The sequence below is a fragment of the Rhodococcus sp. B7740 genome, assembly GCF_000954115.1.
Taxonomy (GTDB): Bacteria; Actinomycetota; Actinomycetes; order Mycobacteriales; family Mycobacteriaceae; genus Rhodococcoides.
Window position 1 is genome coordinate 4,616,247 of sequence record NZ_CP010797.1, and the last position, 12,014, is coordinate 4,628,260.

At 64.3% G+C, this 12,014-nt stretch carries 11 protein-coding genes and 1 riboswitch; of the genes, 5 read left to right on the forward strand and 6 right to left on the reverse strand.

Annotation, left to right across the window (positions count from 1 at the left end):
* Window positions 1–14: 14 nt before the first annotated feature.
* Complete coding sequence (locus NY08_RS21520) at window positions 15–428, forward strand: rhodanese-like domain-containing protein (protein ID WP_045198678.1); 414 nt, start codon at window positions 15–17, stop codon at window positions 426–428.
* Complete coding sequence (locus NY08_RS21525; protein WP_082074068.1) at window positions 425–1,648, forward strand: O-succinylhomoserine sulfhydrylase; 1,224 nt, start codon at window positions 425–427, stop codon at window positions 1,646–1,648. The genes NY08_RS21520 and NY08_RS21525 overlap by 4 nt, the downstream gene beginning before the upstream one ends.
* 6 nt (window positions 1,649–1,654) lie before the next feature.
* Here NY08_RS21525 and NY08_RS21530 read toward each other — a convergent pair whose 3' ends face one another.
* The 4 genes from NY08_RS21530 to NY08_RS21545 form a co-directional block, all read right to left on the reverse strand.
* Window positions 1,655–2,596 (reverse strand): TauD/TfdA dioxygenase family protein, encoded by a 942-nt coding sequence (locus tag NY08_RS21530; protein ID WP_045200926.1) that lies wholly within the window; start codon window positions 2,594–2,596, stop codon window positions 1,655–1,657.
* 179 nt (window positions 2,597–2,775) lie between these two features.
* Window positions 2,776–3,849: an isochorismate synthase gene (locus tag NY08_RS21535; RefSeq protein ID WP_045198682.1), complete on the reverse strand. Its 1,074-nt coding sequence runs from the start codon at window positions 3,847–3,849 to the stop codon at window positions 2,776–2,778.
* Window positions 3,849–4,607: an HAD-IIA family hydrolase gene (locus NY08_RS21540; protein ID WP_094631006.1), complete on the reverse strand. Its 759-nt coding sequence runs from the start codon at window positions 4,605–4,607 to the stop codon at window positions 3,849–3,851. The genes NY08_RS21535 and NY08_RS21540 overlap by 1 nt, the downstream gene beginning before the upstream one ends.
* A gap of 87 nt (window positions 4,608–4,694) precedes the next feature.
* Window positions 4,695–5,033, reverse strand: a complete 339-nt coding sequence (locus NY08_RS21545) for a WhiB family transcriptional regulator (protein WP_371828383.1) — start codon at window positions 5,031–5,033, stop codon at window positions 4,695–4,697.
* 204 nt (window positions 5,034–5,237) lie between these two features.
* Here NY08_RS21545 and NY08_RS21555 point away from each other — a divergent pair, with 204 nt between their 5' ends.
* Window positions 5,238–6,593, forward strand: a complete 1,356-nt coding sequence (locus NY08_RS21555; RefSeq protein WP_045198686.1) for an LLM class flavin-dependent oxidoreductase — start codon at window positions 5,238–5,240, stop codon at window positions 6,591–6,593.
* Window positions 6,594–6,691: 98 nt separating this feature from the next.
* On the opposite strand, the gene NY08_RS21560 is transcribed toward NY08_RS21555, so the two are convergent.
* Both NY08_RS21560 and NY08_RS25320 read right to left on the reverse strand, forming a co-directional pair.
* Entirely contained in the window at window positions 6,692–7,030 is a 339-nt protein-coding gene (locus NY08_RS21560; protein ID WP_045198687.1) for a TfoX/Sxy family protein, read from the reverse strand.
* Between the two features lie 161 nt (window positions 7,031–7,191).
* Complete coding sequence (locus NY08_RS25320) at window positions 7,192–9,087, reverse strand: HNH endonuclease signature motif containing protein (RefSeq protein ID WP_052683905.1); 1,896 nt, start codon at window positions 9,085–9,087, stop codon at window positions 7,192–7,194.
* Window positions 9,088–9,222: 135 nt separating this feature from the next.
* Here NY08_RS25320 and NY08_RS21575 point away from each other — a divergent pair, with 135 nt between their 5' ends.
* Entirely contained in the window at window positions 9,223–9,972 is a 750-nt protein-coding gene (locus tag NY08_RS21575; RefSeq protein ID WP_144407413.1) for a hypothetical protein, read from the forward strand.
* A 104-nt stretch (window positions 9,973–10,076) separates the two neighbouring features.
* Window positions 10,077–10,170: riboswitch (SAM riboswitch) on the forward strand.
* Window positions 10,171–10,394: 224 nt separating this feature from the next.
* Complete coding sequence (locus NY08_RS21580) at window positions 10,395–12,011, forward strand: ABC transporter substrate-binding protein (protein ID WP_045198691.1); 1,617 nt, start codon at window positions 10,395–10,397, stop codon at window positions 12,009–12,011.
* Window positions 12,012–12,014: the final 3 nt, after the last annotated feature.

Consider the following 12,014-nt stretch of genomic DNA (forward strand, 5'->3'; position numbering starts at 1 on the left):
GGAAGGCTGATCCAGTGACCTACGCAGGTGACATAACCCCGGAAGCTGCCTGGGAGTTGTTGCAGAACAACCCCGAGGCCGTGCTCGTGGACGTTCGTACGCGCGCCGAGTGGCAGTACGTCGGAGTTCCGGACACCTCCGGCATCGACCGCCCGACGCACCTGATCGAGTGGGTCAGCTTCCCCGACGGTGCCCGGAACGCCAACTTCGTCGACGATCTCAAAGCCGCAGGCGTGGACGGCGATCGACCGGTGGTGTTCCTGTGCCGCTCCGGTCAGCGATCCGTCGGAGCCGCCGAGGCCGCGACGGCAGCGGGCATCGGTCCGTCCTACAACGTGCTCGACGGCTTCGAAGGCGCCACCGACGCCGACGGCCACCGCGGAGCCACGGGTTGGCGTGCGGTCGGGTTGCCGTGGAGGCAGTCGTGACGAACCTTCCCAAAGGCGGCGGATTCGACAAGCCCTTGCCCGAGGGCGTGGGTCAGGGAACGCTGGGAGTGCGCGGCGGCCTAATGCGATCGGGCTTCGACGAGAACGCCGAAGCCCTCTATCTCTCTTCGGGTTTCGTGTACGAGAGTGCCGGTGCGGCCGAGCAGGCGTTCACCGGTGAGATCGATCATTTCGTGTACTCGCGCTACGGCAACCCGACGGTCAAGATGTTCGAGGAACGGCTGCGGCTGATCGAGGGTGCCGAGGCATGCTTCGGGACCTCGAGCGGAATGTCCGCGGTGTTCACGGCGTTGGGTGCATTGCTGAAGGCCGGTGACCGGTTGGTCGCTGCGCGTAGTCTTTTCGGGTCGTGCTTCGTGGTGTGCAACGAGATTCTGCCGCGGTGGGGAGTAGAGACCGTCTTCGTCGACGGCGAAGACCTCGAGCAGTGGGAGCAGGCGCTGTCGGTGCCGACCACGGCGGTGTTCTTCGAGACCCCGTCCAATCCGATGCAGTCGTTGGTCGACGTCAGGCGCGTCTCCGAACTGGCTCATGCGGCCGGCGCAACGGTGGTGCTGGACAATGTGTTCGCGACGCCGCTGCTGCAGCGCAGCCTCGAACTCGGTGCCGACGTGGTCGTGTACTCGGGTACCAAGCACATCGACGGGCAGGGGCGGGTTCTCGGCGGTGCCATCCTCGGCTCGAAGGAGTACATCGAAGGACCGGTGCAGACTCTGATGCGACACACCGGCCCGGCGCTGAGCCCGTTCAACGCCTGGACGTTGCTCAAGGGCTTGGAGACGATGCCGGTGCGGGTGCGGCATTCGGTGAAATCGGCGCTGCAGATCGCCGAGTTCCTCGAAGGCCATCAGGCGGTCAGATGGGTCAAATATCCTTTCCTGCAGTCGCATCCGCAGTACGAGCTGGCGAAGTCGCAGATGTCGGGCGGCGGTACCGTCGTGACGTTCGAGCTCGACGCTCCCGAGGGCGAGGGCAAGAAGCGTGCCTTCGAGGTGCTCGACGCATTGCGCATCGTCGACATCTCCAACAACCTCGGCGACTCGAAGACACTGATCACCCATCCGGCGACCACCACGCACCGCGCGATGGGGCCGGAAGGCCGTGCGGCAGTGGGCATCACCGACGGCGTCGTACGCATCTCGATCGGTCTCGAAGACACCGAGGACCTGATCGGGGATCTGGATCAGGCGCTGAAGTAGTCGGTGTCAGAGTGTCACCGGTACCGGTTTGTCGATGAGGGAGTAGTGCGCGGCATCGCCTGCAACCACTCGGCTTCTCTCACCCTTCGGGTGTACCGGCACGTCGCCCGCCAAGGTGATGCGTTCGAGGCGACGGTACTGATCGTCCCAGTCGGCGACGGCGTAGTGCTGGGTGGCACGGTTGTCCCAGATGGCCACGTCGCCGAGGCTCCAGGTCCAGCGAACAGTGTTCTCCAGCTTGGTCACTCGATTCTGTAGGAGATCGAACAGCGTCTGCGACTCCTTGGTCGACAATCCGATGAAGTTCTTCACGAAGTGACCGAGTAGCAGAGTCTTCTCGCCGGTCTCGGGGTGTACGCGGACGACTGGGTGTTCGGTCTCGAAGTATGTGGACTGGAACTCCTTTCGGTACTCCTCGGTCTTGTCGTTCCTGATCTTCTCTGCAGCAGTCGCCGAGTAGTCGTAGTTGTTCGAGTGCGTGGCCCAGAGGTTGTCCACCAACGCCTTCAGTGAATCCGGCAGCTGAGCGTAGGCGGCGGTCTGTGAGGCCCAGGTGGTGTTCCCGCCGTATTCCGGGAGGCTGACCGCACGCAGGATCGAGGCCTTCGGGATGCGATCGACGAACGTCACGTCCGAATGCCAGCTGTTGGCCTTACCGTATTCGGAGTCGATGGCCAGTGTCCTGGTGCCACGGGAGGTCACCGTCGGGTGCGGGGTGGTCGGCGACCCGAGCAATTCGGCGAACGCATACTGGCTTTCGTCGTCGAGATGGTGCTGGCCGCCGAAGAAGATGACCTTGTGCTCGAGCAGAGCCCGACGAACGAACTGGACAGTGTCGGCATCGAGATCGCCGCCGAGTCGCACGCCCTCGATGCGGGCACCGAGGTTGCCGCCGATCTTGATCGCACGCAGAGCTGTCATATTCTCGGCAAGAGTGTCCACCGACATGTCGATACCTTTCGCTGGTCGAAGACTGCCCGAATCACACTGGCGCAGTCCGTAATTCAACAAGCTGACCACTGTCGATCGTGGATGTACACAGTTCGATTCACCGTGATCTCAACACCACGATCTCGACACCAGGATCTCGACACCACGATCGATCGGTAGCGGTGTACGGGTGGACGTCAGTGCTCGAATACGCTGAGAACGGTGCGGAACTTGGCCGTGGTCTCGTCCAGCTCGGCGTCGGGGTCGGAATCCGCGACGATGCCCCCACCTGCCGTGGCCGTTCCCGAAAGTCCGTCTGCCGAGAGCTCGATACAGCGGATCGTCACCATCCACTCGCCGTCGCCGCTGCCGTCGGTCCAGCCGACCGCTCCGGCGTAGAAGCCGCGGGAGCCCTCGACGTCTGCGATCGCCGCCATCGCTGCCGCTCGGGGGACACCGGCGACAGCAGCGGTGGGGTGCAGTGCCAGCGCGAGGTCGAGCGCCGAGGTCTCGGGGTCGGCCAAGGTGCCGACGATCGGCGTCGACAGGTGCCACAGCTGCGGAGTGCTGCTGAGCTGTGGCGACTCGGGCACCTCCAGCGTCTCGCAGAACGGCGTCAACGCAGCCCGGATCTCGTCGACGACGAAGCGATGTTCGGCCTGATCCTTCGCACTGGCCGCCAACGCCGCGGAGATGCGCGCTTCCTCGTCGGGGTCGGTCGATCGTGCGGCCGTTCCGGCGAACGGATGGCAGGTGACGATGTTGCCGCGCTTGCGAACCAACAGTTCCGGGCTCGCGCCGACGATGTGCCTACCCCGATGCGTGGCGGGGGACAGGTCCGCCAGGAAGCCGTTGCCCATCGGATCGCGTGAGACCAGAGCGCTGAGCACCGAGGCAGCGTCGATCGGGGAATCCGCCGTCACTTCGATGGCCCGCGCGAGGACGATCTTCTCGGCCACACCGGCTTTCAGCTGCTCGACGACATCCCGCACTCGCTGCACGTGCACGTCGGGATCGGGAATCTGTCGTGCGACGGTCACCTCGGGCAACGGCGGTTGAGCATCGACCGTCGACCAGGGTCCGTCGAGGCGGTAGAACTCCTCCGGCTCGATCAGGGCGGTGGCGTCGGACATGTCGAAAGGGATTGCGCCGACGACATTTCGGCCGTCCCGCACCGCAGCGACCGCGTCGGCGATATCGGGAAACGCGTGCCGGACACCCAGCCCGACGACGTGGTGATCATGGCGGGACAGAACGAATTCGAGAGTCATCAGAACGGGTTCTGCGTGCGGCCCACCAGGTCTGCGACGGAATCGAGAACTTTGGTCGGCCGGTACGGGTACTGCTCGACGGACTGGACCGTCGAGATCCCGGTGAGGACCAGGATGGTCTGCAGTCCGGCTTCCAGGCCCGAGAGCACGTCGGTGTCCATCCGGTCGCCGATCATCAGCGTGTTCTCGGAATGTCCGCCGATCGCGCGCAGGGCCGACCGCATCATCAATGCGTTGGGCTTGCCGACGTAGTACGGCTCCTTACCGGTGGCCTTGGTGATCAGCGCGGCCACCGAACCGGTGGCGGGCAGTGACCCCTCACGGGACGGGCCGGTGGCATCGGGGTTGGTTGCGATGAAGCGCGAACCCCTCTCGACGAGACGAATGGCGGTGGTGATGGCCTCGAACGAGTACGTCCGGGTCTCGCCGAGCACCACGTAATCGGGGCTGGAGTCGGTGAGGGTGTAGCCGATGTCGTGCAGGGCGGTGGTCAGACCCGACTCGCCGACGACGTAGGCGCTACCACCGGGCCGCTGATTGCCCAGGAACGTCGCGGTGGCGAGGGCGGAGGTCCAGATCGACTTCTCCGGAATGTCCAGACCGGTGAATGCGAGACGCGCGCGCAGGTCACGGGGGGTGCGAATCGAATTGTTGGTCAGCACGATGAACGGGATCTCGTTGGCCTGCAGCTCGGCGAGGAACGTGTCGGCACCGGGGATCAGGTGATCCTCGTGGACGAGCACGCCGTCCATATCCATCAGGTACGTCCACTGCTGAGGCTTCTCGGTTTCGCTCACCCATCCATTGTGAACTACGGCGGTCGCACCGAAGGCGCGACTACGGTACTAACTCGCCTGCAGTTCCTCCGCACGCCGGGAGTTGGCTCGGTGCTGTTGTCGCTCCCGGGCTGTCGTTCCGCCCCAGACTCCGAACGGTTCGTTGGCGGCCAGTGCGAATCGTCGGCACTCGTCGATGACCCCGCAGCCCGCGCACACCTGCTTCGCGCGGTCCTCCCGTGCGCGGCGAGCCGAGCGGCCTTCGCCGGACGGGGAGAAGAAGATCTCCGAGTCCTGGCCGCGGCACAGTGCGTCGACCTGCCAATCCCAGGATTCGGTGGTGGAGGAGATTCTGCGTTCGATCATGGCGATTGCGGTGTTCTTCGACGTGGCAGAGTTGTTCGGCATCGTGGCGACCCATTCCTTTCGTCGACGCTGCGCGAGACCCGGCCCGCACAGAACGATTCGCTACCGAAAAGGCTCGCCGGGTCGATGGTGCGACGCAATGATTGAAATCAGGCTGATTCGAGGGGCTGCAGTCGGTGCGTTGTCGACGGCTGCGGAGTGTTTGCAGCATCGCCGGGCCGTGGGGATTCGTGGCAAGGTGCAGATATGACTCGGCCGCTCAGGTTCTCCGCATTCGTCATGAACACCACCTCTCATATCGTGCACGGTGCGTGGCGCAAGCCGGAAGCGGAGCAGTCCGACTTCTCCTCGTTGGATCATTGGGTGTCGTTGGCGAAACAACTCGAGCGAGGCAAGTTCGATTTCGTGTTCTTTGCCGATGTCGTGGGGCTGTACGACGACCATCGAGGTTCGTGGGAGAAGTTCGTCGAGTCCGGTTTGCAGATTCCCAGCAACGATCCCACCGTGATCGCGTCGGCGATCGCTTACGCGACAGAGCATCTCGGGATCGCCTTGACCTCGTCGATTCTGCAGGAGCATCCGTTCAACTTCGCGCGGAAGATGTCCACGCTCGATCACGCGTCCAACGGCCGTATCGCCTGGAACATCGTGACGAGCCTGTCACCCAACGCTTGGCGCAACTTCGGCTACGGAGATCTGGCTCTGCACGAGGATCGATACGCCTGGGCGGACGAGTACGTCGACGTCGTGTACAAGCTGTGGGAGGGGTCGTGGGACGACGGAGCTCTGTTGCAGGACAAAGCATCCGGTCGACACGGTGATTTCTCGAAGGTGCACAAGATCGATCACGTCGGTGCGCGCTACAGCGTCGAGGGCCCGCATCTCGTGGCTCCGTCTCCGCAGCGGACACCACTGTTGTTCCAGGCCGGATCGTCGCCGACGGGCCGACGCTTCGCTGCGCGCAACGCCGAGGCCCAGTTCATCGCCTCTCCCACACCCGAGGCCGCGCGCTCGCTCATCGCCGACACGCGCCGTCTGGTCGTCGAGGCAGGGAGGTCCCCCGGAGACCTCGAATTCTTCCAGGGTCTGTCGTTCGTCATCGGTAGTACCGAGAGCGAAGCTCGACGCAGAGAAGCGGAGTTGGACGAATACGTCGACGACGAGGCGATGATCGCGCACGCTGCGGGTGGGATCGGCATAGATCTGGGCTCCTACGATCTGGACACTCCGATCGGTCAGGTGCAGGGACAAGGCTCGCAGAGCACGTTGGCGTGGCTCCGCGAGGCGATCACCGATCGAGAACCCACCGTTCGGGATCTGGCGCACATGCGGACTCGGAGCGGGCGGGTAGTGGGAACGCCGGAGTCCATCGCCGATCGTCTCGAACAGTGGCGCGACGCCGGCGTCGACGGGATCAACGTCATCAACTCGACGATCCCGGGCAGCTACCTGGAATTCATCGAACATCTGATGCCGGTTCTTCGGCAACGCGGGCTGGCGCAACGGGAGTACGGCCGGGGCACCGTCCGAGCCAAACTCACCGGCCGGGACAGACTGCCCGCGTCGCATCCGGCTGCCCGATACCGGGGTGCCTTCAGCTGATGCCAGGCCGATAGCCGAGTTCATCGTGATAGCACCCAAGGCAGTGACCCTGTTGTTGGCAGCCGCATAGACCCCCGTTGTACGACCGGAGTTTGCGTTCAGTCCGCACTGTTGGCGTTGTGCTCCAGGGCTGCAGCGACCCAGAACTCCAGTGCTGCTTCGATCGTCAGCGATGCAGCGTCGATGGTGATCCACCCTTGGCCCATCGACCGGTCTCGACCCATCACGGCGTGGTGTGCTCCCTCCCGCTGGAGATATTCGGGTTCGCGCACACCGTCGACACGAACCAGCAGCGCACGGCTGCCTGTGCCGACACACACCACCATCTTGTCTCGTACCAGGAAAGCCAGACCACCGAACATCTTCTGCTCGCGCAGATTCGCTTCATCGGCGAGAGTGGCGCGGACGCGGTCTGCGAGTAGCTCGTCGTACGGCATGTGCTGCCTCCCCGGTGGTCGCTGCACTCATCGAAGACCCGTTCCGCATCGGACGCAACCGCGAATCACCCCGTGTGTGGACTGCTGTGTCGGTAGCAGGTTGTGCAGAAGCAGAGCGGTGTCCTCGAGGCAGTGCTGTGCCCTGAGACTGGTTCGGATCGTCAGGCGGGTTGTCGTGGTTCTTCGTCGCCTGCATCGTCGTGCTGGTCGGGTGGGTAGAGGACTTCCTCGGGGTGGTGGGCGTGATTGATCAGGCCTCGGCGTTTGGGATCCATTCCGGCGGGTGGGTGCCACAGGGTGCGGCCCGGGTACCGGTGTCCTGCTCCGGTTTTGGTGGTGGCCCACTTGCCGGGTCCGGTACCGACGAGTGCGTGGTGCATGTCGCAGCCGAAGGTGAGGGAGTCGATGTCGGTGAGGCCGCCGGTGTTCCAGTCGGTGAGGTGGTGGGCTTGGCACCAGGTTGCGGGGCGGGTGCAGGAGGGGAAGCTGCAGCCACGGTCGCGGGCGATGAGCACGATGCGTTGGTCGGCGGAGGCGATGCGTTTGGATCGGCCGAGGTACAGGGCTCGGCCGTGGTCGTCGAAGATGGTCAGGTAGTGGTGGGCATGGGAGGCCATGCGGATGGCGTCGCGGATCGACACCCGTGATCCGGTGGCGGTCATGGCGTAGCCGCAGCCGGCTTCGAGGTCTTTGAGGGTCATGGTGACGATGGCGGTGACGGGTAGGCCTCGGTGGGTGCCGAGTGTCCCGGAAGCCAGGGTGTGCCGGAGCGCGAGTTTGAGGGCGTCGTGTTGGCGTTCGCGTTGGGTGCGGATATCCCGCGCGGCGGCAGCGTCGCGTGCTGCGGTGTCCGGTGCGGTGTCCGGTGCGTCGTCGGTGTCGGATCCGACGGCGTCGTCGGGATTGGTTGCGAGGTCCGGGTCGGTTGTGTCGCCGGGCTCAGCAGTGTCCTGTGGTTCTGTGGTGTCGTCGTGCCCTGTGCCGCAACCACAGTCGAGGCCGTCACCGCACCGGCCATCACCGTCGCAGGGATCGTCGCCGTCGAATGAACCGTCGTTCCACAGTCCCGCATCGCTCCACAGTCCCTGATCGCTCGTCGAACGGTCGTCCGGCTCCGGTGGCGGTGGGGTGTCGGTATCGCAGACGCCACTCGGTGTGGGCGAATCCGGTTCGGCTGCTGCAGGATCGGGACGCGCACCGTCACTCGTGCTGTCCTTGCCGCCGGTCTCGTCGTGGATGATCGATGTGGGGTCGGCGGGGTTGTTGACGCCCGGTTTCGCGGCTTTGGAGAACAAGGCTTCGAGGTAGGCCCGTAGTTCGGGGTCGACGCAGAATTTTCCTTCCGACATTCCGTCGGCACCCTGCTCACCGAGGTAGAAGAACGCATCCCTGCGTTTCGGTGGTTTCGGTGGCTTCCCGTCTTCGTCTTCGTCCTCGTCTTCGTCGTGGTCGCCGTCGGGGTTGAGGATCGAATCCAGGTGCGCCACCAACGGTGCGAAGTCGTCGGGTCGCCTGGTCGAGGCGTAGCCCGCCAGTTGTTCGTCGGCGAGCTCGCGCGTCTGCGGGTCGACGTCTCGGGGCAGGTGGCGGAAGAATTCGCGGATCATCTGCACATGCTTGGCGTCGAGCAGCCCCGCCCGCAACGCAGCAGCAGTGTGCGGCAGCAACGGCGGCAGGACTTCCCCGGAGAGGGCGGTGCGATCACCCAACTCGGCAGCCAGACGCACCCGAGCACCGGCTGCTCGCGGGGTGATCCGCAGCATCCACGCCACCGACGACGGCACCGATCCCGGATACACATCGAGGCCGTGCTGAGAGATCAGCTCATTGAGCCAGGTGTACGAGTGCGCCGTCAGAGACCTGGTCGCCGTTTCCATCCGCTGAACCACCGCGCGCCGGTCCGCGTTCGACCACGACACCGACGCCTGCCCGGCCAACTCCGCGACCGCGGACTCGACCCGGTCGACCAACACAGACAAGTCGGGATCGGACACCTCAGGGGCGGGCGGCACCGTCTCGATGCCGTCCACCCCTGATCCGCCGTCCCCCGAAAGCATGCACAGAATCTATCGCGACCCACCGACACACTTTCGAACACACGTTCTCCGCATGGGCACGCTGCGAGACGGTCGAACCGAGCAGAATCGCCAACCTGGAATCGGTATGTGGCGCATAACAGATGGATCGATAGTGTGACGTTGTCGATTCTGCGTAACGCCGAGTCGCGCCAGCGCTGGTCAGGGCGTTCAATAACGGTCAAGGCCGACTTAACGACCACAGCAGCGGCGCTGGTTTCGGTGACGATCGTGCTGCGTGTCAGTAACTCCGCCACTCGTGTGTCGAGCCGGTGTCCGTCAGCTGCGTGTGACCCAATGGGGATGATCGAGATGAACGACGCGTTTCGCTTTTTCGCTTCGTGCAGTTCGCCGAGAGAATTGGTCACCCGACTCCAATTCGGCACGACGGAATTGTGGTCCGAGGACTTCGACCTCCCCACCCGTTGGCGGTATATGGCCGACTTGATCGACTCCGATAGAGGGCTGCTCGCCGAATTGGACGGCGCAGTGTCCATACCGGTCGTCGAGACCCTCACTGCGACGGCGGAACTGTGCAGACAATCGGCTACCGAGCGTGTGTTCGCATCCGACTGGATGCTGCTGCGGCGTGCGTTGGCGTGGCTCGAACGCACAGGTTCCGAAGTCGACCACGCGCTACTTGCTGTGGCCGACGAGTTGACGCTGATCGGGCTGGATGCTGCGGAGCAGGATTTCTCGGTCGCAACTTGGCTGTGTGTGGATGTATTGGATCGGTTCGCCGCGGCCGACGAAACAATCGGCTATTGGGTGCGACGCGTGTGCGATCACGAATCGAACAGGTCAGAGCAACACATCGATTCGGAACCTATCGGCAGCGAAGACGCTGAATTGACCGTTGCCGTCTGACTGTTGGGGTGATTCCGGCCGCCGTCCATTCCGAGTCCCACGTCGTGCGCAATTCCTACCCCGGTTGGCAACTGCGCCGACCCTCTCGTAGTATCTGAAACGTAGGACCATCCAGAGCGACCGAGAGACCTGGCTCTATGACGTCGCAGCAACCCCCCGCTCGTCGGGTGAGGGTGCTACCGCCGGGACCGATGGAGGAATTTACGTGAACACCCGAGTCGCCTCAGGTTTCGTCGACGGTTGCCGCCGTCTCCATGTGGATCTGTGCCGTCTGAACGGTTCGACCTGTCTTAGCTGACATTTCGGCACCGTACTTTTCGACACCACACCTCACCTCACCATCTGCACGACCTCCTTCCTGGGCACACGTGGCTCGGACGCGGGAGTTCGTGTGCGATCGACCAGATACCGGAGACACCCACGTGTCCACTCGCCCTGTTCTTTTGGTGGCCGGAGTAATCGCCGCCACCGCCACACTGCTCGCCGGGTGCGCTGGTAGCGCCACCACCTCGAATGCCGATGCCGGCCCCGCCCAGCCGGGCGGCACGCTGCGCTACGGCCTGTCCGGGGCCCCGACCTGCTCCGACCCCGCGCAGTCCGGCACCAATCAGACGATCTATGTCACCCGACAGGTGGTCGACTCACTCACCGATCAAGATCCGGAGACCGGCGAGATCGAACCGTGGTTGGCCGAGAGCTGGGAAGTGAGTCCCGACGCGAGGTCGTTCACCTTCCAGCTGAAAGACGGAGTGACGTTCAGCGACGGCACCCCGCTCGACGCCACCGCCGTCAAGGACAATTTCGATGCCATCACCGCAACCCTCGGTGCCGCCAAGGCGCCACTGGCCGCCAGCTACCTGACCGGATATCAGGGTGCCACGGTCGTCGATCCGCTCACGGTCCGCATCGAGTTCTCGGCACCCAATGCGCAGTTCCTCCAGGCGAGTTCGACACCTCAGCTGGGAATCCAGTCCACTGCGACGTCGGCGCAGTCGGCCGAGTCGCGGTGCTTGGGTACCAACATCGGATCGGGACCGTTCACCTACGCGGACTACCAGCAGGACCGCTCCGTCACCTTGGCCAAGCGAACCGGATACAACTGGGGCTCTGCGGTATTCGGCCACGAGGGCGAGGCGTACCTGGACCGCATCGAATTCACCATCGTGCCCGAGTCGGGTGTACGTACCGGCAGTTTGTCCTCCGACCAGCTCGACGCGGTCAGTGACGCGCTGCCGCAGGACGCGCCGCAGATCGAGGCGGTCGGTGGCCGGATCCTCACGACATCCAACCCCGGCGTTCCGTTCGGCATTCAGCCCAACGTCACTCGCGGTGCGCTGCAGGACCCCGCCGTCCGGACGGCTCTGGTGCCGGCGATCAATCGTCAGGAACTCGTCGACACGGTCCTCGGACCGGACTTCCGAACGGCCACAAGCACATTGGCCAGTGCTACCCCGGGCTACGTCGAACTCGCAGATGTCACCTACGATCCCGAGAAGTCGAAGTCGCTCCTCGACGCCGCGGGCTGGGTTCCCGGTGCTGACGGAATACGCGAAAACGACGGACAGAAGCTGAGTTTCAAGGTCATGTATTCGGCCGTGTTCGCCGGCAACCAGGCGATCCTGGAGTTGACCCAGCAGCAGTTGCGCGCGGTCGGCGTCGACCTACAGCTCGAGCTGGTGTCCACGTCGGAGGCGACGGCGCGGCAAGGCACCAAGGACTACGACTCCACGTACTACAACAGCACCCGCGCCGACGGCGACATTCTGCGCACTTCGTTCGCAGTCGACGGCCGCAACCTCAATGCGCGCGGCCCGATTCCGGATCTGGATGCATCGTTGACGGAGCAGCTCTCGGCCACGGACGTTGCAGCGCGCAACGAGATTCTCGCAACCGCGCAGGAACAGATCCTCGACAACGGATTGTGGATCCCCACGATCGAGCTCTCGCAGGCCGTCGGCGCGGCTTCGGCGGTGCAGGATCTGAAGTTCGAGGCCTCGGCCCGCCTGCAGTTCTTCGACACCTGGCTGAGCGGGCAGTAGCGC